The organism is Sedimentitalea todarodis (assembly GCF_032595355.1).
Lineage (GTDB): Bacteria > Pseudomonadota > Alphaproteobacteria > Rhodobacterales > Rhodobacteraceae > Sedimentitalea > Sedimentitalea todarodis.
On sequence record NZ_JASMWN010000001.1, the window covers coordinates 166166 to 184836 of the forward strand.

24 protein-coding genes are annotated in these 18671 nt (G+C 60.6%); 6 read left to right on the forward strand and 18 right to left on the reverse strand.

The window, feature by feature from the left end:
* Positions 1-66 precede the first annotated feature (66 nt).
* The 16 genes from QO231_RS00765 to ffh all read right to left on the reverse strand — a co-directional run bounded on the left by QO231_RS00765 (position 67) and on the right by ffh (position 13047).
* The gene (locus tag QO231_RS00765) at positions 67-1017 is read right to left on the reverse strand and encodes an MBL fold metallo-hydrolase (RefSeq protein WP_316772095.1); all 951 of its coding nucleotides are present in this window, start codon (positions 1015-1017) and stop codon (positions 67-69) included.
* A 78-nt stretch (positions 1018-1095) separates the two neighbouring features.
* Complete coding sequence (gene fahA, locus QO231_RS00770; protein WP_316772096.1) at positions 1096-2352, reverse strand: fumarylacetoacetase; 1257 nt, start codon at positions 2350-2352, stop codon at positions 1096-1098.
* Between the two features lie 124 nt (positions 2353-2476).
* Positions 2477-3838, reverse strand: coding sequence for a homogentisate 1,2-dioxygenase (hmgA, locus tag QO231_RS00775; protein WP_316772097.1), 1362 nt, complete (start codon positions 3836-3838; stop codon positions 2477-2479).
* Between the two features lie 101 nt (positions 3839-3939).
* Complete coding sequence (locus QO231_RS00780) at positions 3940-4749, reverse strand: division plane positioning ATPase MipZ (protein ID WP_316772099.1); 810 nt, start codon at positions 4747-4749, stop codon at positions 3940-3942.
* 142 nt (positions 4750-4891) lie between these two features.
* Positions 4892-6523, reverse strand: a complete 1632-nt coding sequence (locus QO231_RS00785) for a tetratricopeptide repeat-containing sulfotransferase family protein (protein WP_316772101.1) — start codon at positions 6521-6523, stop codon at positions 4892-4894.
* A gap of 151 nt (positions 6524-6674) precedes the next feature.
* A complete protein-coding gene (gene rpmE, locus QO231_RS00790) occupies positions 6675-6896 on the reverse strand; it encodes a 50S ribosomal protein L31 (protein WP_316772105.1) in 222 nt (73 codons plus the stop codon).
* Between the two features lie 11 nt (positions 6897-6907).
* The gene (gene rplS / locus QO231_RS00795; RefSeq protein WP_316772107.1) at positions 6908-7291 is read right to left on the reverse strand and encodes a 50S ribosomal protein L19; all 384 of its coding nucleotides are present in this window, start codon (positions 7289-7291) and stop codon (positions 6908-6910) included.
* A gap of 281 nt (positions 7292-7572) precedes the next feature.
* Positions 7573-7995, reverse strand: a complete 423-nt coding sequence (locus QO231_RS00800) for a hypothetical protein (protein ID WP_316772110.1) — start codon at positions 7993-7995, stop codon at positions 7573-7575.
* A 119-nt stretch (positions 7996-8114) separates the two neighbouring features.
* Positions 8115-8942, reverse strand: coding sequence for a tRNA (guanosine(37)-N1)-methyltransferase TrmD (gene trmD, locus QO231_RS00805; protein WP_316772113.1), 828 nt, complete (start codon positions 8940-8942; stop codon positions 8115-8117).
* Positions 8943-8993: 51 nt separating this feature from the next.
* Complete coding sequence (locus QO231_RS00810) at positions 8994-9155, reverse strand: DUF1328 domain-containing protein (protein WP_316772115.1); 162 nt, start codon at positions 9153-9155, stop codon at positions 8994-8996.
* 113 nt (positions 9156-9268) lie between these two features.
* Positions 9269-9655: a hypothetical protein gene (locus tag QO231_RS00815; protein ID WP_316772119.1), complete on the reverse strand. Its 387-nt coding sequence runs from the start codon at positions 9653-9655 to the stop codon at positions 9269-9271.
* Positions 9656-9694: 39 nt separating this feature from the next.
* Positions 9695-9907, reverse strand: coding sequence for a hypothetical protein (locus QO231_RS00820; RefSeq protein WP_316772121.1), 213 nt, complete (start codon positions 9905-9907; stop codon positions 9695-9697).
* Positions 9908-9981: 74 nt separating this feature from the next.
* Positions 9982-10488, reverse strand: a complete 507-nt coding sequence (rimM, locus tag QO231_RS00825) for a ribosome maturation factor RimM (RefSeq protein ID WP_316772123.1) — start codon at positions 10486-10488, stop codon at positions 9982-9984.
* Positions 10489-10716: 228 nt separating this feature from the next.
* Positions 10717-11106 carry a 30S ribosomal protein S16 gene (gene rpsP, locus QO231_RS00830; RefSeq protein WP_316772124.1) on the reverse strand — a complete coding sequence of 130 codons (390 nt, stop codon included), beginning with the start codon at positions 11104-11106 and terminating at the stop codon, positions 10717-10719.
* A gap of 48 nt (positions 11107-11154) precedes the next feature.
* A complete protein-coding gene (locus tag QO231_RS00835) occupies positions 11155-11451 on the reverse strand; it encodes a chorismate mutase (protein ID WP_316772125.1) in 297 nt (98 codons plus the stop codon).
* A gap of 102 nt (positions 11452-11553) precedes the next feature.
* Positions 11554-13047, reverse strand: coding sequence for a signal recognition particle protein (gene ffh, locus QO231_RS00840; RefSeq protein WP_316772126.1), 1494 nt, complete (start codon positions 13045-13047; stop codon positions 11554-11556).
* Positions 13048-13237: 190 nt separating this feature from the next.
* Here ffh and QO231_RS00845 point away from each other — a divergent pair, with 190 nt between their 5' ends.
* Positions 13238-13864 (forward strand): class I SAM-dependent methyltransferase, encoded by a 627-nt coding sequence (locus tag QO231_RS00845; protein ID WP_316772129.1) that lies wholly within the window; start codon positions 13238-13240, stop codon positions 13862-13864.
* Positions 13865-13896: 32 nt separating this feature from the next.
* Here QO231_RS00845 and QO231_RS00850 read toward each other — a convergent pair whose 3' ends face one another.
* Positions 13897-14484 carry an FMN-dependent NADH-azoreductase gene (locus QO231_RS00850; protein WP_316772132.1) on the reverse strand — a complete coding sequence of 196 codons (588 nt, stop codon included), beginning with the start codon at positions 14482-14484 and terminating at the stop codon, positions 13897-13899.
* A gap of 113 nt (positions 14485-14597) precedes the next feature.
* On the opposite strand from QO231_RS00850, the gene QO231_RS00855 reads away from it, so the two are divergent.
* From QO231_RS00855 to QO231_RS00875, 5 genes are all read left to right on the forward strand, one after another.
* On the forward strand, positions 14598-15476 hold the full coding sequence (locus QO231_RS00855) for a LysR family transcriptional regulator (protein WP_316772135.1): 879 nt from the start codon (positions 14598-14600) through the stop codon (positions 15474-15476).
* On the forward strand, positions 15473-16354 hold the full coding sequence (locus QO231_RS00860; protein ID WP_316772138.1) for a DMT family transporter: 882 nt from the start codon (positions 15473-15475) through the stop codon (positions 16352-16354). The genes QO231_RS00855 and QO231_RS00860 overlap by 4 nt, the downstream gene beginning before the upstream one ends.
* A 174-nt stretch (positions 16355-16528) precedes the next feature.
* Positions 16529-16786: an ABC transporter permease subunit gene (locus QO231_RS00865; protein ID WP_316772141.1), complete on the forward strand. Its 258-nt coding sequence runs from the start codon at positions 16529-16531 to the stop codon at positions 16784-16786.
* Positions 16783-17661, forward strand: a complete 879-nt coding sequence (locus QO231_RS00870) for an ABC transporter permease (RefSeq protein WP_316772144.1) — start codon at positions 16783-16785, stop codon at positions 17659-17661. Before QO231_RS00865 ends, QO231_RS00870 begins: the two co-directional genes overlap by 4 nt.
* A gap of 130 nt (positions 17662-17791) precedes the next feature.
* Positions 17792-18154 carry an ATP-binding cassette domain-containing protein gene (locus QO231_RS00875; RefSeq protein ID WP_316772147.1) on the forward strand — a complete coding sequence of 121 codons (363 nt, stop codon included), beginning with the start codon at positions 17792-17794 and terminating at the stop codon, positions 18152-18154.
* 97 nt (positions 18155-18251) lie between these two features.
* On the opposite strand, the gene QO231_RS00880 is transcribed toward QO231_RS00875, so the two are convergent.
* Positions 18252-18587 (reverse strand): hypothetical protein, encoded by a 336-nt coding sequence (locus tag QO231_RS00880; RefSeq protein ID WP_316772150.1) that lies wholly within the window; start codon positions 18585-18587, stop codon positions 18252-18254.
* Between the last annotated feature and the right edge of the window lie 84 nt (positions 18588-18671).

The window sequence follows — 18671 nt, forward strand, 5'->3', positions numbered from 1 at the left end:
ATCCCGATCAAGGTTGATGGCCGGGCGAGACGTTTCTTGGTTGCGCCGGCCATCGAACGGCCATTCCTATCCCTGCAGCGCCTCCCACATCTCGATATCGCGCTGTGCGGTCCAGATGCGTGGCGTGTCGATGCCGCGGGCCTCGTCATAGGCGCGGGCGACGTTGAAGGGCAGACAGTGTTCGTAGATCGCGTAGTCGGAATACTTCGGGTCGCATTCGGCGCGCACGGCATCCCATGCCTCCTTGAGGCTGCCTCCGCGTGCCGCTACCCGGGCGGCGGGGCGATAGGTGCTGTCCACGAAGTCCCGTGTATTTTCGATCGCGGCATTGACCATGTCCGGTCCGACCAGTGCATCGCCACGGCCCGGCGCGATGGCGTCCACGTCGAACCACTTGATCGCGTCGAGCGTATCGCTCCAGTCGGAAAAATGCCCGTCGCCGCAATAGCAGGCGCTGTGGTATTCGACGATATCGCCGGTGAACATGACGTTCTGGTCGGGGACATGGATGACGATGTCTCCGGCGGTATGCGCCCGGCCGACATGCATCAGGTCGACACGACGGTTGCCGAGATAGACGGTCATGCTGTCGCTGAAGGTGGTGGTGGGCCAGGTCAGCCCCGGAATGCTCTCGTGGCCTTCGAACAGGCGCGGGAAACGCTGGAATTCGCTGTCCCAGTCTTCTTGTCCGCGTTCGACGACCATGGCGCGGGCAGTGTCGGACATGAGAATCTGGCTGGCGCCAAAGGCCGACGCGCCCAGAACGCGCACAGCGTGGTAATGGGTCAGCGCGACGTGGCTGATCGGTTTGTCGGTGATCTCGCGCACCTTTTCGATGACCTTGTTGGCCAGGCGCGGCGTGGCCTGCGCCTCGACGATCATGACGCTGTCATCTCCGATGATGACGCCGCTGTTTGGGTCGCCCTCGGCGGTAAAAGCCCAGAGCCCGTCGCCTATTTCATCGAAGGTGATCTTCTTTTCAGTCATGTCCCCTTGGGATGCGAATGCCTTGGCCATGTGTAGTGTCCTCTCAGGGTCTGTACCGGAGGCAAGGGCGTGCGCCTCCGGCGGAAGTATTTTTGCAAAGATGAAATGTCAGCGCGCGTAAGGATCGGCCAGCGCAGCTAGGATCTTGCCGCTGCACGCGCCGAAACCGATGCGATAGCCGTCGCCTTGGGCGTGGCCGGACAGGGTGAGCGTGTCACCGTCCAGCAGGAAGCTGCGCTCATCCCCGGTGTCGAGCGTCAAGGGCTCCTTGCCGCCCCAGCTGAGTTCCAGCAGGCTGCCCCGTTCCGACTTGGCGGGTCCGGAAATGGTGCCCGAGCCGAGCAGGTCGCCGACATTCATCGGGCAGCCCGAAGTGGTGTGATGCGCCAGTTGCTGGGCCGAAGAATAATACATCTGGTCAAAGTTGGTGCGGGCGATGGTCGTTGCATCCTTGCCCTCAGGGGCCAGCGAGACCGACAGGTCGATGTCATAGAGCATCGGGCCGCAGTCCTTCAGGTGATCGAGCAGTTCGAATTCACGTTCGGGCGTATCGGTGCGGAACGGTTCAAGTGCGAGTTTGGTGACGATCCAGGGGCTGATCGAAGTCGCGGTGGCCTTGGCCTGAAACGGTCCCAGCGGCTGATACTCCCAGGCCTGAATATCGCGGGCGGACCAGTCATTGAGCAGGACATAGCCGAATATGGCATCATCGGCCTCTTTCACTGTGATCGGCCCGTCGCTGGCGACGCCGACGATGGCCCCCATCTCGAGTTCAAGATCGAAGCGACGGCAGGGAAGGAAGGCGGGCAGATCGTGATCCGGTGATTTCAACTGCCCCCAGGGACGGCGGATATCGGTGCCGGAGACCACCACCGAAGAGGCACGACCGTTATAGCCGATCGGAATATGCAGCCAATTTGGCGGCAGCGCGTTTTCCGGGCCCCGAAACATCGTGCCGACATTGAAGGCATGGTTTCGGCCGGCATAAAAATCGGTGTACTCGCTGACCATGAAGGGCATGTGCAGCGCGGCCTGGCCCATGGGGACCAGAAGCGGTTCGACCTTGGACTGCTCTGCGGAACCTTCCGCGAGGAGCGCGGTCAACCGTTCGCGCAGCGCGCCCCAGACGGCAGGGCCTTCCTCCATCAGGTCGTTCCAGAAGGGCACGTCAAACAGGGCCACATCGCCGAGGTCGATAAGGCCGGAGTGCTCTGCGGCCTGCATGTCGAGGATCATCTCGCCAATGGCCACGCCACAGCGCGGGTCGGTGTCTGCCGTCGAAAAGACGCCATAGGGCAGGTTGTTCAAGGGGAAGGGGTGATCGGCGGAATTGGCCGAACTTACCCAGGATTTCAAGAGCGTCATGTGGTGTCCTGTATCTGGTTGGCGTCCGCAGGTGCGCGCGCCCTGATCAAGGGGTGCATCTTGCAAGGTGCAAGGTCAACAGCGGGGCGATCCGATTTGTACGGCCGCCCCGTTGGTCCGTCTGTCATTTCTTGCCCGGAGTACCGTCGAATTTCTTTTCGATGTCTTCCCAGCAATCGATGTAATCGTCCTGTAGGGGCGCTTCTTTCGCGGCAAAGGCGGTGAGGTGCTGCGGAAAGCGGGTTTCGAACATGAACGACATGGTGTTGTCGAGCTTTTCGGGTTTGAGATCCGCATTGCTGGCCCCTTCAAAGGCGTCCTTGTCGGGGCCATGGGGCAGCATCATGTTGTGCAGACTCATGCCGCCGGGCGCAAACCCTTGTGGCTTGGCGTCATACTGGCCGTAGATGTTGCCCATCAGTTCGGACATGATGTTCTTGTGATACCAGGGCGGTCGAAATGTGTTTTCCATCGTCATCCAGCGTTCGCGGAACAGCACGAAATCGATATTCGCAGTCCCCGGCACTCCGCTGGGCGCCGTCAGCACCGTAAAGATCGACGGGTCGGGATGGTCGAACAGGATCGCGCCGATGGGGCAGTAGTTGCGCAGGTCGTATTTGACCGGTGCATAGTTGCCGTGCCAGGCCACCACGTCGAGAGGGCTGTGTCCGATCTTGGTCTCGTGAAACTGGCCGCACCATTTGATGGTTACGGTGCTGGGGGCATCGCGGTCTTCATAGGCAGCAACCGGCGTCTTGAAGTCGCGCCGGTTTGCCATGCAGTTGGCACCGATCGGGCCGCGGCCCGGAAGTTCGTATTTCTGCCCGTAGTTCTCGCAGACAAAGCCGCGCGCGGGGCCTTCGAGCACTTCGACCCGGTAAAGCAGCCCGCGAGGTATGATCGCGATTTCCTTGGGTTCAAGATCGATGATCCCCAGTTCCGTGCAAAAGCGCAACCGGCCTTCCTGTGGCACCACCAGCAATTCGCTGTCGGCGGAATAGAAATAGGCATCCTGCATCGACGCGGTCACGAGATAGATATGGCTGGCCATGCCGACCTGGGTGTTCACATCCCCTGCGGTGGTCATGGTGCGCATCCCGGTAAGCCATGTCAGCTCTTCATCGGAATGAGGCACGGGATCCCAGCGGTACTGACCAAGGGAAATCACGTCAGGATTGATATCCGGAGCCGATCGCCAATAGGGCAGATCAATCTTTTCGTAACGCGCCGAATGTTTGACCGATGGCCGGATGCGGTAGCACCAGGTCCGTTCGTTCTGATGGCTGGGCGCGGTAAAGGCGGTGCCGCTCAATTGTTCGCCATAGAGGCCATAGTTGCATTTCTGCGGACTGTTCATGCCCTCGGGCAGGGCACCCGACAGTGCTTCGGTTTCAAAGTCATTGCCAAATCCGGGCATGTAGCCGGGTGTCGTTCCAGTCGGACTTGCAGCCTGGATCATCGTTTGCGTGTCGGTTGGACGATTCATTGCGGTTCCTCCGTGTTTCGAAGGCAGAGGTAATAGTTGATTTTGTAACTAACAACGCAAAATTTCGCCATGACCGGAAAATTGCAGTGCGATCACGGCGTTCAGATTTCGGCGGTGACACCGGGCAGTTTGAGGGTCTTCATCATGTCGCGGAGTTCCTGACGGGCGGCGACATTGGAGATATTGAGCTGCTTGACCCCGATGTCCTTGAGGTCGAGCAGGGTCAGGCCACGTGGGAACAATTCGCGAAAAACCACCCGCTCGCTAAATCCGGGCGCGATGCGAAAGCCGATGCGTTCGGACAGCAGGCGCAAGGCGCGTTCCATCTTTTCCTTGTTGACCATGCGTTGGGTGCCAACGCGGTTGCGCATGACAATCCAGTCGATCGGCTGCAGCCCTGCCTGCGCGCGCAGTTGCCGGGACTTCCATACCATTTCCGAATAAACGGAAGGGCCAAGGATTTTTTCGCCATCCGAGTCGATCCGCGCCAAGAGATCGAAATCGACAAAACTGTCATTCAGCGGTGTGATCAGCGTATCTGCAAGCGAATGGGCGACCTGGCTGAGGCGAGTGTGCGAGCCGGGACAGTCGATGAGGATGAAATCACTTTCCGGTTCAAGCTCTGCAACGGCGACAGACAGGCGATGGTCATAGATGTTTTCGCTTGGATCAATTGTGTCGGCGTCGATCTGTGGCAGGTCGCGGCAAGCAGGGCCAGGTAGTTCCAGGCGGGACTTGGCCATGAAATCACGCCGGTTTTCGACATAGCGCCCCATGGAACGTTGCCTGAGATCGAGATCCAGCGCGCTGACCCTGTGGCCCATGCGTGCCAAGGCGGTGGCGACATGCATCGAAACCGTCGACTTGCCGGCCCCGCCTTTTTCGTTTCCGACGACGATGATGTGCGCCATGCCCGATCCTTCCGGTGCCGCTTGTCGCGGCTTAGAATTTACTTGGCACTCTATATGTTGAGGGTGTCGCGATGGAAAGCACCCGAGACGAGAATTCCGCCCTTGCCCAGACAGTTTCCTGTCTGCGCGTCGTCGAGTGGTTTCAGGTCAGGCCCGCCGTGTTTAGCGCCGCCGCGAGCGGAGACAGATGGGCTTCGTATCGCCGCCAGTCATCGTCGCTGCCGCAGTAAATCTTGCGGCGCACCTGCGTGGCACTGGCCGTCAGAACGGGTCCGCCTGCCGCTTGCGGGTTGAGACAGGCCTCCGACCATTCCAGATCGCACGCATCGATGAGTTCGCGTAGCGTGTCCTCTGTTTCCGAGACCAGCGCGGCGTAGTCGAGCGAAACGATCTGGCTCGCAAAGCGGGTCGACCAGAACCGCATCATATCCCGGTGCAGCAGCATGTAGGCCGCGATGTCGGCCATGTCATAGGCAAACCCGTTGCCATGCGAGGAAAACAGATGGCGAAACAGGGACCATGCCACCGGCATGGGCGCGCGGGACAGCGAGACAACGCGCGCCTCTGGCATCGCCGCGCAGATCAACCCGGCCCAGCGAAAATTCAAAGGCATCTTGTCGATCAGGATGGGGGAGCCGTCAGAATGACGTTTGATGCCAGAAAGCAATCGGTCGCGAAGTGTCTGAAGGTCCTGTCGTGTCGGCGCGGAGCGGCCTTCGGTTTGCAGCCGTCGCAGCAGGGGCGAAACGGCGTTGGAAACGACTGAAAGTTCGCCGGCTGTCTGCGCACCGGGCGTCTGCCCCAGAATGCGCTCTGCCAAGGTGGTGCCGGAACGCGGCAAACCAACCACATAGACCGGGCGCGGTTCACATTCATTGGTGATCTGCATCGGCGCGGGAGGCTCTGCGAACAGAGACTTGTACCATGCAAACCGATAGGCCTCGCGCGCGATATCGAAATTTGAGCTTGCCTTGCGCAAGTGGTTGCCGCGCAGCAGATGCGCAAAAGCACCGTCCCGATCGTCGGTCTCATCCATGGCTTTGAACAAGGCAAAATGCAGCGGTGCCTGACGGGGATCGCTGCTGGAGTGGTCCGCAAGTTGATCCTGCATTTGTCGGATATGGGCGTCACCGGCGCGATAGGTGGTGCAGCCCGCCAGATTGTGGTGCAGTGACGCGGTGCCGGGACTCGCCGTGATGGCCTGGCGAAAGAAATCGGCGGCCTTGTCCGTGTCGCCAGTCGCACGCGCCAGAACCCCGAGGTGGTTGAGTGGTCCGGCGGTGTTTCCCCCGTGTTTCAGTGCCTCGCGGTGACAGGCCTGGGCGGCATCCATCTGCCCGAGATCGCGCAAAACACATCCCTTGGTGTCCAGCGCCAGCGCACTGTCGGGGTTGTGCCTGAGCGCTTCGTTGACCGCATCAAGTGCTGCGTGATTGCGGCCCATATCGCTGAGGCAGCGACACAGCGACAGGCACAGTGCGATATGACCGGGACAGAGCGCAACCGCATCCGCCCAATGCTGCACCGCCTCGTCAAGTTGGTGAGCGGCCTCACATGATTTTGCCATGTCAGCCAGTGCCGAGGCGGCAGAGGGGCCGATCGCGGCCAGCGCCTTGCGCGCGCGCGGATTGCCCGGAAACCGTGCGAGCACGGCCCCATAGTCGCGCGCCGCCCCGGTAATGTCGCCGGCACGCCTGGCACCGTCAGCGCGCGCAAGTGTTTTGCGGACGTCAAGTGTGGGGGGCTCTGCGAAAGTTGTTGTCTGGGAAGGCATGTACGGACCGCTGTTGCATCGGATTGACATCCATCCTTGCAGCAAAGCCTTTCCAAATTGTCACCGGTTCCGGCTGTTCCCTGCGTTGCACAAACGAAAAACGCCGCGGCAGGAGCCGCGGCGCTTGATAAGTAGGGTCTGATCGCTTTGATCAGAAACCAAGACCTTCGTATTTCTTCTTGAACTTGGACACGCGGCCGCCGGTATCCATCAGGCGGGTGCCGCCACCGGTCCAGGCAGGGTGCACGCTGGGATCGATGTCCAGCGACAGCGAGTCGCCTTCCTTGCCCCAGGTGGATTTCATCTGAATCACGGTGCCATCGGTCATCTTGACGTCGATGATGTGATAGTCGGGGTGGGTATCTTTTTTCATGATTCCGCTCCTTAGGCCTGAGCGCCGGACTTGGGCTTGTAGTGCGAGTCTTCTGCGATCCGCGCGGATTTGCCACGGCGCGAGCGCAGGTAGTAGAGCTTGGCGCGGCGCACGCGGCCACGGCGAACCACGGTGATGCTTTCGATGTTGGTCGAGTACAGCGGGAACACACGTTCCACGCCTTCGCCAAAGGAAATCTTGCGTACGGTGAACGCGCCGGCGATGCCGTCGCCGCCTTTGCGGGCGATGCAGACGCCTTCGTAGTTCTGCACACGGGTACGCGACCCTTCGGTCACTTTATAGCCGACACGAATGGTGTCTCCGGCTTTGAAATCGGGGAGGTCTTTCCCCAAGGTGGCGATCTGCTCCGCCTCCAGTTGCGCGATCAGGTCCATCGCATGTCTCCTAACTGTGCTCGCGGTTTTTCCACGAAGATTTGCGCGTCCTCAGAGCTCTTGGTCTTCACCGGGTCCACCGCAGTGCCCGCCAGAGATCAGGTCGTCATTCCTTTGTCAGTTCCTTGCTGCCGGATCCCGCGTGAGCCGAAGAAGACGAGCGGTACATCGGACAACCAAAGACGCCGAGTCGCTTTCGCGATCCGGAATTCGCGCGGTATAGGGCCGAAGAGCCATGCAATCAACCCCAAACAGTGGTTGCGCATGCCAAAGTCCGGCAGTCAGGCGCTGGCTGCCCCGAAAGTTGTGAGCGTACCACCGTTGATCAGATGATCCAGAAAACGCTGCCGTTGGTCGTGGGTCGCCTTGTTCAAAAAGTCGATCTCGGCCTTCGTCAGGTCGCGACGACGAAAGCCCCGTTCGGCGAGGCAGCGATCCACTGCGCTGTATTCTCCATGCGCGCGGATCTCATCTTCATTCGCCGCCACGATAATCGGTCCAAGAAGGATGCCACCCAGCAGGACGCCGCCCACATAGCCGCCAGCGACAGCGCTGCTGCCGCCCTTGGGCGCGTCGGCAGAACAGACTTGCACCGCGGCGCGTGCGGATTGCAGAGTGTGCCCGGTCTGTTGCGGCACCGATGGTCCGGGCAGCGGTGCACAGGCCGAAGCGCAGAGCGCCAGTGCTGGTAATAGCGCCTTCATACGGCCCCTCGAATCGCGTCGTCAGTGAACCACTGGTTTAATGGCATCGGGTAGTCATAGGGTAAACGACTGACACCCAGTCGCTTGTGCGGGCAGGCCCGTCTGCTCCGAGACGCACATCAGCTCTCACCTGGGTCGGTCGGCTTGTGTTGGCGCGCCCACAAATCAGGACGGCGTGCGCGGGTAATGTCGTTGGAGCGTGCTTGCCGCCATTCCGCGATTTTTCCGTGATGCCCTGACATCAGGACCTCGGGGATCGGACGGCCTTTCCACTCGGCAGGGCGGGTGTATTGCGGATGCTCAAGCAGTCCGTGGGAAAAACTCTCGTCTTCGGTCGACGCATCATTGCCCAGCACGCCGGGAAGCAGCCTCACGGTGGCGTCGATCAGCGCCTGAGCCGCGATTTCACCGCCGGTCATGACAAAGTCCCCCAGGCTGACTTCCTGCACGCCGTATTCCTCAAGCACCCGTTCGTCGACACCTTCAAAGCGCCCACATAGCAGAGTGACGCCATCGGCAGCCGCAAGGGTTTGCATGAGCGCCTGGGTCATCGTGCGTCCGCGTGGAGACAGGTAGATCAGGGGCCAGTTCGCGGTTGCATGATGCTGCGCCGTCTCGATCGCCGGGCCGACCACATCGGCCCGCAAGACCATCCCCGCGCCGCCCCCTGACGGCGTGTCATCGACATTGCGGTGTTTGCCAATGCCAAAACCGCGCAGGTCAATGGCCTCCAGTTGCCAGCGTCCTTCCTGCAGCGCCTTCCCGGTCAGGCTTTCGCCCAGTACGCCGGGAAAGGCGGTCGGAAACAGCGTGATGACCTTGGCCTTCCAGACGCCTTTGAGGTCCGGGGTCGGGGTCATCAGTTCGCGCGGTTGCAGCGAGGCCCGGATGGTCTTGCGGCCAAGGGACCTGGGTTTTGCGACGGGTGGGGTGGTTGGGTCTGTCATGGCCGCGTCTTAGGGGAACGAGGCGGCCATGAAAACGGAAATCTCCGGAGGTCAGGCGATCGCAAAGACGCCGAGCAGCATCAGCAGGAAGAGAACAAGGGCGATCACGATGAGAATTTTTGCGCCCGATAATGCAACGCCGGACAGTCGCCCAAACCCAAGAAAAGCGGCAATTGCCGCGACGACCAGAAGAATGAGGATCCATTCGAGCATTTTTGTACCTTTCTGTTGCCAGGCCAGGCCCGGACTTCTCCAGAGATAACCAGGCGTAGGCCGAAAGGTTCCGTCGATCTGCAGTTCATGTTCGGGCTCGTCGCTGAGACGGGCTACCGGCGTTCCTCGCCTTGCACGGCGGACAGGATCGCGCGCTTTGCCGCCTTCAATGCGGACAGGCCGGCGTGGCTGCGGTTGGCGTCCAGCAGGTCGGGCAGAGGATCGAACGGCCCAAGCCTGCGGGGTGAGGTGGCTTTGAGACTACAGTGGTTGACCGGCATCGGCGAAACAGCTTTGGCCAAAGCTTCGATCACAGAATCCAGATCGGCAGAGGTGCGGAAGGTTTCCGCGTAGGTTGCGCCATCCAATACCATACGGACAACGTGCAGATGTTGCGCATGGCAACTGGCATGCCAGGGTTCGGCAGTGGGCGTGGAAAAATAGAGGCGAATGTCGGCACTCGGATGTACGTGGATGAGGGCGTCGACCAGAGAGCGCATGAGGGGAGACGCGGCATCATAACCGGTCAGCTTGCTCCGTCAGGGCATCCGCCCGACAAGGTCTTTGGTCGCCAGCACAACCGGGCGCGCATCGCTCTGGTTCCAACCTTTGGCAAGCGTGGCGGCCTCGTGACGCAAGCGGGCCTTGTCCGCAGCACTGCGCGAGACCGACCAGACCTGTGCGCTGTCACAAAGCGCCCGCATCTGAGGACGCAGGAACACCCCTAGATGCGGTTTCAATAAGGCGGGCATTGGCGCGCAGCGTGTTCTGCACCGTCGTCGTGCCGGTCTTGTGGAACCCGGCATGAACGACAATTCGGAACATGTCAGAAAAGGCCCTCGGGTGGGTCGGCGATGATCCGTCCGGCGGCAAGATCGACGGTGGGTACGGCAGCCAGGGTGAAGGGCAACAGAACGCTCTCCTTCAGCCCGGGTCCGTGAATCTCGAGAAGGTCGCCGGCACCATGGTTCATGACCGATTTGACCGTACCGAGCGTCTGGCCACCAGTATCGAGCACCGTCAGCCCGATCAGGTCGGCGTGGTAATACTCATCGTCAGGCAGCGAAGGCAGCTGCCCGCGCCGCGCAAACAGGCGCAGCCCGCGCAGGGCGTCGGCCTGTTCCTTGGTGGTGATGCCGCCAATGCGGGCAGTAAATCCGTTCTGTGCAACGCCGGTCAGAGACAGCGTAAAGCTCTGGCTGCCGTCTTCGGTAGACAAAGGGGAATAATCGGCAATGTCTTCGGGTACGGCGCAAAAGCTTTTGAGGCGCACTTCTCCCTTGACGCCAAAGGCACCTGCAAAGGCGCCGATACAGACCAGATCATCAGACATTACGATCCTCCGCCCGCATAACATATGCCGTCGTCGATCTGACCACCACGATCATGACATCGTTCCGTCTGGTTGCTACGCTCGTAAAAGACCCCCGCAAGAAAGGCGAAGGCGATCAAAATGAGAGTGCGGACGGGACGAAACATGGCAGCCTTGTCGTCAGACAGATGACGCGACCCCAGATGAAAGCAGGGTCGCGCCGATAGTCAAGCGATTGAAATGGCGCAGTTATTCCGCGGCTTCTTCGGCTGGGGCCTCTTCGGCGGGTGCCGCTGTTGCAACGGATGCCTTTTCGGCCTTCTCTTCGGCGCGCGCCTTGGCCTTTTCACCGGGCGTACCCTTGTTCGGGTTGTTGCGCTCGGCCTTTTCACGGACGCCGGCGGCTTCGAGCATGCGGGCGATCCGATCGGTGGGCTGTGCGCCCTGACCCAGCCAGTACTGAACGCGTTCCATATCCATTTTCACGCGCTCTTCGCTGTCTTTGGGCAGCAGCGGGTTATAGGTGCCCAGCTTTTCGATAAAGCGACCATCGCGCGGCATGCGGCTGTCGGCCGCCACGATGCGGTAAAAGGGGCGTTTCTTGCTGCCGCCGCGAGCGAGTCTGATCTTCATGGCCATTGGTTGTTTCTCCTGTGAATGGCAGTGCACCAAAGGTGCATGTCGTTGTTACAATTTGTGCTTTTCATGGTGGTGGATGACTTCCTGAATGATGAAGTTCAGGAAAGCCTTGGCGAATTCAGGGTCCAGGTCGGCCTGTTTCGCCAGGTCTTCTAGACGTGCGATCTGATGCGCTTCGCGGGTCGGATCGGACGGGGGAAGGTCGTGTTCGGCCTTGAGCCGGCCAACCGCCTGTGTGTGCTTGAACCGCTCGCCCAAGGTATAGACGAGGATCGCATCCAGACGATCAATGCTCTCGCGGTGCTCTTTCAACAGCGCGGCGGCGCGGGCAACGGTGTCAGTCAAGAGCCCATCCTTTCGGTTGGAACAGGGGATCGCGGCAATGCCCGATCTCCATGTCGGTGCCACCCGGGAACAGGCGCTCGGTATCAAGGGCGGGAATCGGTGTCATTTTTTCTTGCCGAAACCAGACAATCCGGGGGGCAGGCCCATGCCGCCACCCAATCCGGGCAGACCGCCGGGCATCTTGCCGCCCATCTGCTTGGCAGCAGCCTCGAGCGCCTTGGGGTCCATGTCGGCAGGCATGCCGCCCTTGCCGAACATGCCCTTCATGGCCTGTTTCAGCATGCCGCCTTTGCCCATCTTGCCCATTTTCTTCATCATATCGCCCATCTGGCGATGCATCTTCATCAGCTTGTTGAGGTCGGACACCTGCATGCCCGATCCTGCGGCGATGCGTTTCTTGCGGCTGGCGGCGAGGATCTGAGGGTTGGCGCGTTCCTTTTTGGTCATCGACTGGATCATGGCGATTTGCTGTTTCAGGATCTTGTCGTCAAATCCCGCTTCTTCGACCTGTTTGGCCATCTTGCCCATGCCGGGCATCATCCCCATCATGCCCTGCATGCCGCCCATCTGGATCATCTGCTCAAGCTGCATCTTGAGGTCGTTCATGTTGAACTGACCCTTCATCATGCGCTTCATCATCTTTTCGGCCTGTTCGGCCTCGATGGTTTCCTGGGCCTTTTCCACCAGCGACACGATATCGCCCATGCCCAGGATCCGGCCCGCGATGCGGTCGGGTTCAAAGGTCTCGATGGCGTCCATCTTTTCGCCAAGACCGACAAAGCGGATCGGCTTGCCGGTGACGGCGCGCATCGACAGGGCCGCACCGCCGCGCCCATCGCCGTCCATCCGGGTCAGCACGACACCGGTAACGCCGATCTTGTCGTCGAACTCGGTCGCGACATTGACCGCGTCCTGACCGGTCAGGCCATCGACCACCAGCAGTGTTTCGCGCGGATTTGCGACGTCGCGGACATCTGCTGCCTGCTGGATCAGCTCTGCGTCGATATGCAACCGGCCCGCGGTGTCCAGCATATAGACGTCATAGCCACCAAGACTGGCCTGTGTCTTGGCGCGTTTGGCGATCTGAACGGGATTCTCGCCCTTGACGATGGGCAGGGTATCGACACCGATCTGCACGCCGAGGATGGCCAGCTGTTCCATTGCCGCCGGGCGGTTGGTGTCCAGGGACGCCATCAGCACGCGCTTGCCGTCTTTCTCTTTCAGACGCTTGGCCAACTTGGCGGTGGTCGTGGTCTTGCCCGAGCCCTGCAAACCGACCATCAGGATCGGCGCGGGCGGGTTGTCGATCTTGAGATTGCCGGGATCATCCGCGCCGCGCAGCACATCGACGAGCGCGTCATGCACGATTTTGACGACCTGCTGACCCGGCGTCACCGACTTCGTGACCGCCTGTCCGGTGGCCTGCTCCTGCACCTTCTTGACGAAATCACGGGCAACCGGCAGCGAGACATCCGCCTCGAGCAGGGCAACGCGGACCTCGCGCAGGGCGGTCTTGACGTCCTCGTCAGACAGCGCACCCTGTTTGGTCAGCCGGTCGAAAACGCCGGATAGCCGCTCGGATAGGTTCTCAAACATGGCTTTTCAGCCTCCGTACCGGTTGTCATCAGCCCCAATGTGGGTAGGGCCGGGTGAATGCGCAATTGCCCCCACGGGCGTAAAACGCTGGTGGAGGGCGATCCCCTTGGTCGGGGACCGGAAGCAGTGACTCTTCCGGATGTGTTGTCGGGGCGATAAACATGGCTGAGGCCGGAGTCAAGGATGCGGGATGAAAAGCAATGGTGTCATCGATGGCTACGCGGCGGTGGCAGAGTCCTTGATCGCCCGGTACGAGGCCCTGTCGTGCGAAGAGATCTATCAGCATGTCATGGACATGTTCCCGCAGGCACCCGCCCGAATCATTGATATTGGCGCGGGCACCGGCCGGGATGCGGGGTGGCTTGCGGCGCGTGGATACACAGTAACGGCAGTCGAGCCGGTGCCGGCGTTCCGCGCGGCGGCGCGGCAGTTGCATGCCGGCAAAGGGATCGTTTGCGTGGATGATCGGTTGCCCGCGCTGGCATCGGTCCGGTCCATGGGCGAACAGTTCGATGTGCTCCTGCTCGGGGGTGTGTGGCATCACCTGCCGGTGACGGAGCAAGATACTGCATGGGTAGCCTTGGCCGATTTGATGGCGCCGGGTGCGGTCGCAATCCTGTCGCTGCGCCACGGGCCGGGTGTGCCGGGGCGTCCCGCCTTCGAGGTAGATGATGACCGGTTGGCGCGGTCCGCGGGTAGGCAGGGACTTTTCGAGGTGCGGCGCGTACCCGCCGATTCCATCCAGGCCGGCAATCGCGCCGCAGCGGTGTCATGGACATGGCTTGTTCTTCAGATGAAGAGAGCGGGCAGTCCATAGTTCTGCCCGCAGGTCGGATCAGGCGGCCAGAATCAGGCGGCCAGTGCCGCAATTGCTTCTTGCGCGGAATGCTCCGCTGCCTTGGCATCAATGGCCATTCGGTCTGCGGCTACGAGCGTGACATCGGTAATGCCGACGAAACCCAGCATATGGCGCAGGTAGGGCCATGCGAAATCGACAGGGCTTTCCGCCGGGGTGCCACCTGATGCCATCGCGATAATCGCGCGTTTGCCGGTCAGCAACCCTTCGGGGCCTGCTTCGGAATAGCGAAACGTGACCCCGGCGCGGGCGATCTGGTCCAACCAGTTCTTGAGTTGGGCGGGCACGGAGAAGTTGTACACGGGCAGGCCGATCACCAGTGTGTCGGCACGACGGATCTCGTCGATCAAAGCGTCTGAAACATTGACCAGGGCTTGCTGCGCTGCGCTCGGCGATTTCGGTGTCTGGCGCACGGCGGCGAACCAGTCGCCATCGATTGCCGGAACGCCGGTCGTCACATCCCGATACAGCATCTCGGTGTCCGGAGCGGAAATCCGGTTGACGATTTCGGCGGTCAGGCGGCGCGTGACAGACTGGCTGCCGGTGATGGAACTGTCGATATGAAGAATGGTCCGGGGCATGGGGAGTATCCTTGACTTGGGCGTCTGAAGGGATAATTGGTCCTTGCGAATTCGAACGCAACGGGCGAAGCTCCACCGATACTGTTGAAATTTGCACATAAAAGCTGGTGACAATGGAAAACTGGGACGAAGTTCGTACCGCCTACCAAGTGGCGCGCATGGGAACCGTGAGCGGGGCGGCGGACGTGCTGGGCGTGCACCATGCCACGGTGATCCGCCATATCGACGCAATCGAGGGGCGTTTGGGGGTCAAGCTGTTTCAGCGCCACGCGCGCGGCTATACGCCGACAGAGGCCGGTACCGATCTGCTCAGGGTAGCGCAGGCAACGGACGATCAGCTAAACCAGCTCGCCGGGCGTCTGAAGGGGCAGGGGGATGATGTCAGCGGTGAACTTGTGGTCACCTCTCTGGGCGCGCTGTCAGGGTTGCTGGTGCCGGTCCTGACCGAATTCCAGCAGGCGCATCCCGACCTGATCGTGCGCTTTCTCACCGGCGATCGCCTGTTTCGACTGGAGTATGGCGAGGCGCATGTAGCCATCCGCGCCGGCTCGCCGCCGGATCAACCGGACAATGTCGTGCAGCCCTTTCTGTCGCTGAATGCCGGTCTCTATGCCAGTGCCGGCTATGCCGCCGCACATGGCGTGCCGGACGGACCCGGGCAGTTCGGCGGGCATCGTTTTGTGGCCCATGACGACGAAAACAGCCGCGCACCGTTCTTTCAGTGGTTGCGAAAAAATGCCCCGGCCGAGGCCGTAACCTTTCGGGCGACCGATCAGAAGGCCATGCATGACGCTGTGTTCGCGGGTGCGGGCATCGGCTTCCTGCCGATATGGATGGCGGCGCTGCGCGACGATCTGGTCCCGGTGATGCCGCCTCAGCCGGACTGGGCGTCAACGCTGTGGCTGGTCACCCATGTGGATCTGCATCGAACGACCAAGGTGCAGACCTTTACCAAGTTCCTGAAACAGCGCGCATCGGACTGGCGGTTGTGACGCCGCAGGCGCAGGGGCATGCCTGCATGTTGCTGTTCTCGGTACTGGTGGCGGGCTCGTTCTCGCTCGGGTCGCAGGTGGCCAATGACATCGCACCGATGGCGCTGACCGCGCTGCGGTTTGCCCTGGCATCGGCGATCATGGGCGCACTGGCGCTGGCCACCACCGGCATGCCGCGCAGCACGTTCGACGCGCCTTGGCGCTATCTCGTGCTGGGCGGGCTCTACGTCATCTACTTTGTGCTGATGTTCGAAGGGTTGAAAACCGCGCCGCCGGTCAGCGCTTCCGCCGTCTTTACCCTGACCCCGATCATGGCAGCCGGGATCGGCTGGCTTGTGCTGCGCCAGGTCACGACTCCGCGAATGGCGCTGGCGCTGGCCATTGGTGCCGCAGGCGCGCTGTGGGTGATCTTTCGCGCCGATTGGGTGGCGGTGCGCGCCTTTGATGTCGGCGAGGGGGAGGCGATCTTTTTCTGGGGTTGCATCGCCCATGCGGCCTATCCACCGGTGATGCGCAAGCTCAGTCGCGGAGAACCCGCGGCTGCGTTCACCTTCGCCGTGATCTCTGCGGGATGCCTCATTCTGACGGTGGTCGGCTGGAGCGACATCCGCGCCACCGACTGGGCCGGTTTGCCGGCATTGGTCTGGATCACGATTGCCTATGTCTCGATTTTTGCGACCGCCGGAACGTTCCTGTTGGTGCGCATCGCGGCGCTTCGGCTGCCGTCGGCCAAGGTGATGGCCTATACCTATCTTACACCTAGCTGGGTGATCCTGTGGGAAATCGCACTGGGCAATGGTAAACCAAGCGGAATGGTCTTGGTTGGGGTTACAATGACGGTGGTGGCTCTGCTGCTGCTGCTCAGGAATGAAGACTAACTTCAAAGCACCGGGTCTGCCGTGCGGACGATGCGATCTGATGCATCTGCTGCTATTGCTGACGCAGCATCCGTTCACGGTGCAGCAGCGCACCTTTGGCAATGCGAATTTTTTTGCCAAGGCAGCTGTTCAGCCTGGTCAACAGCGTCGGGTTTCAAACTGACAACCAGGAATATGAAAACCAGATCCGCCGCCAACCTTCAAACCGCCCAAACACCAGATTCAGTCATAGCTCTCTCGGGCGCGGTGCTGGTCGAGACGGTCTTTGCATGGCCCGGTCTTGGGACTCTGGCGTTTCAGTCGATCCTCGCGCGGGACACGCCGACCATTTTGGGCATTCTGTTCTTTTCTGCGCTCATCGTGATCACAGGCAACCTGTTGACGGACCTTGTGTTGCGCCTCGTCGATCCACGGATGAGGGCACACTCATGACCGATCAAAGTACAGACAGCCCAATCGAAAAGGCGCGCTCGCCCTTCTCGGAAGCCTGGGAAATGTTCCGCGGCAACTACGCGGCCATGGCCGGGCTGGGCGTTTTGATCCTGATCGTGGTTGGGGCTGTTTTCGGGCCAATTCTATATCCCACCGACCCGTTTGACATGGTCTGGGCGCCGTTTTCCCCGCCCGGACAGGACGGATTCCTGTTCGGCACGGACTATCTGGGGCGCGATCTGCTCGCGCAGATTCTGAACGGAGGACGGGTCACGCTGATCATTGGCCTGTCAGCCGCGATCCTGACCATCATCATCGGGGTCACAGTCGGCGCGCTGGCCGGATTCTACGGTGGCATCATCGAAGAATTCCTGATGCGGATCACTGAATTCTTTCAGGTTCTGCCAACGCTTCTGTTCTCGATGGTGATTGTCGCGCTTTTTGGAGCCAGCTTGCCGATGATTACCCTCGCTATTGGCCTTGTCAGCTGGACTGCCGTGGCACGTATCACTCGTGCCGAGTTTCTGCGGGTGCGCGAATTGGAATATGTCTTGGCCAGCCGCGCCTCTGGTGCGTCTAACATGGCGTTGATGTTTGGGGTTATTCTGCCCAACGCGTTGCCGCCCATTATCGTGCAATCTGCGCTGATGGTCGGATCTGCGATCCTGTTCGAAGCCGGGCTCAGCTTTCTGGGACTCACCGATCCCAATATCACCAGTTGGGGACAGATCATCGGATCGAACCGCCAATACATTCTGGAATCCAGCTTTACAGTAACCATTCGGGGCCTCGCCATTTTCACAACGGTGTTGGCCATTAGTCTGGTGGGCGATGGTCTGAACGATGCCCTGAACCCGAAACTGAGAAAACGCTGATGGCCCCATTGCTGCAAGTTGAAAACCTCCGCGTTGAGCTGGCGATCCGTGGCGGTGTAGCCCCGGTCATTGACGATCTCAGCTTTACCCTAGACCACGGCGAGAACATCAGCTTTGTCGGTGAATCTGGATGTGGGAATCGATGACGGCGCTTGCGATCATGGGCTTGCTGCCCGAGGGAATCGGCCGGATCGCGTCGGGTCGCATTGTGTTTGACGGCGAGGACCTTGCCATCGCGTCAGAAGCCCGCCTGCGCGATATCCGCGGCAACCAGATCAGCATGATCTTTCAGGAGCCGATGACCTCCCTGAACCCGGTCTATACGGTCGGAGAGCAAATTGCCGAAGTCTTGCGCGCGCATCAAAACCTTGGGCGCAAGGCGGCGCTTGATATGGCGGTGGAACTGCTGGATGCGGTCCGCATCCCCAATGCGCGCAGCCGAGTGAACGACTACCCCTTTCAGATGTCCGGCGGGCAACGGCAATACATCTGATCCACGGCCATTTTGACCGATCTCTTGGCTTGCTTGTCCTCAATGTACCGGATCAATTCAGCGCCCAGAATGTAATGCGGGGTGGTCGCCGCCATCACTACCAAGCCACTAGCGCGCCAAGCTCGCACGGTATGCGGAGTGACGCCCAGCGCAACGCCCGCTTCATCATAGTCATAGAGCCGGTGCTTTTTGATTTTGCGTGTCGAAACACGCTTGGCCATCTGGCTTGTCCGCCCTTGGAGGGCTCAACGCGCTGGGCCTCTGCCCATGCGTTCAGGTCAGCACCGCGATAGATGACCTTGCGGCCCAGCTTGTAGAATGCTGGTCCAACGCCCTTGTGCCGCCATTGCGCCAGCTTGTACCGGTCGCCGATGATGTCCAGTTCCTCGTCGCCGAGGACATAGTTGCGGTTTTGCTCGAATAGGTTTGGCATTTGATTGCGCTCCATTGTTATCAATGGCTACCTATTCAGCGCAGTTTGTCTGGATTGGAAACAAGGGAGAAAAGGGAGAAAGTC

Excerpts from the sequence above, each read along its gene's own strand:
- QO231_RS00765 (WP_316772095.1), bottom strand. The coding sequence starts at position 1,017 with ATGGCCAAGGCATTCGCATCCCAAGGGGACATGACTGAAAAGAAGATC.
- fahA (WP_316772096.1), bottom strand. The coding sequence starts at position 2,352 with ATGACGCTCTTGAAATCCTGGGTAAGTTCGGCCAATTCCGCCGATCAC.
- hmgA (WP_316772097.1), bottom strand. The coding sequence starts at position 3,838 with ATGAATCGTCCAACCGACACGCAAACGATGATCCAGGCTGCAAGTCCG.
- QO231_RS00780 (WP_316772099.1), bottom strand. The coding sequence starts at position 4,749 with ATGGCGCACATCATCGTCGTCGGAAACGAAAAAGGCGGGGCCGGCAAG.
- QO231_RS00785 (WP_316772101.1), bottom strand. The coding sequence starts at position 6,523 with ATGCCTTCCCAGACAACAACTTTCGCAGAGCCCCCCACACTTGACGTC.
- rpmE (WP_316772105.1), bottom strand. The coding sequence starts at position 6,896 with ATGAAAAAAGATACCCACCCCGACTATCACATCATCGACGTCAAGATG.
- rplS (WP_316772107.1), bottom strand. The coding sequence starts at position 7,291 with ATGGACCTGATCGCGCAACTGGAGGCGGAGCAGATCGCCACCTTGGGG.
- QO231_RS00800 (WP_316772110.1), bottom strand. The coding sequence starts at position 7,995 with ATGAAGGCGCTATTACCAGCACTGGCGCTCTGCGCTTCGGCCTGTGCA.
- trmD (WP_316772113.1), bottom strand. The coding sequence starts at position 8,942 with ATGACAGACCCAACCACCCCACCCGTCGCAAAACCCAGGTCCCTTGGC.
- QO231_RS00810 (WP_316772115.1), bottom strand. The coding sequence starts at position 9,155 with ATGCTCGAATGGATCCTCATTCTTCTGGTCGTCGCGGCAATTGCCGCT.
- QO231_RS00815 (WP_316772119.1), bottom strand. The coding sequence starts at position 9,655 with ATGCGCTCTCTGGTCGACGCCCTCATCCACGTACATCCGAGTGCCGAC.
- QO231_RS00820 (WP_316772121.1), bottom strand. The coding sequence starts at position 9,907 with ATGCCCGCCTTATTGAAACCGCATCTAGGGGTGTTCCTGCGTCCTCAG.
- rimM (WP_316772123.1), bottom strand. The coding sequence starts at position 10,488 with ATGTCTGATGATCTGGTCTGTATCGGCGCCTTTGCAGGTGCCTTTGGC.
- rpsP (WP_316772124.1), bottom strand. The coding sequence starts at position 11,106 with ATGGCCATGAAGATCAGACTCGCTCGCGGCGGCAGCAAGAAACGCCCC.
- ffh (WP_316772126.1), bottom strand. The coding sequence starts at position 13,047 with ATGTTTGAGAACCTATCCGAGCGGCTATCCGGCGTTTTCGACCGGCTG.
- QO231_RS00845 (WP_316772129.1), top strand. The coding sequence starts at position 13,238 with ATGAAAAGCAATGGTGTCATCGATGGCTACGCGGCGGTGGCAGAGTCC.
- QO231_RS00850 (WP_316772132.1), bottom strand. The coding sequence starts at position 14,484 with ATGCCCCGGACCATTCTTCATATCGACAGTTCCATCACCGGCAGCCAG.
- QO231_RS00855 (WP_316772135.1), top strand. The coding sequence starts at position 14,598 with ATGGAAAACTGGGACGAAGTTCGTACCGCCTACCAAGTGGCGCGCATG.
- QO231_RS00865 (WP_316772141.1), top strand. The coding sequence starts at position 16,529 with ATGAAAACCAGATCCGCCGCCAACCTTCAAACCGCCCAAACACCAGAT.
- QO231_RS00870 (WP_316772144.1), top strand. The coding sequence starts at position 16,783 with ATGACCGATCAAAGTACAGACAGCCCAATCGAAAAGGCGCGCTCGCCC.
- QO231_RS00875 (WP_316772147.1), top strand. The coding sequence starts at position 17,792 with ATGTGGGAATCGATGACGGCGCTTGCGATCATGGGCTTGCTGCCCGAG.
- QO231_RS00880 (WP_316772150.1), bottom strand. The coding sequence starts at position 18,587 with ATGCCAAACCTATTCGAGCAAAACCGCAACTATGTCCTCGGCGACGAG.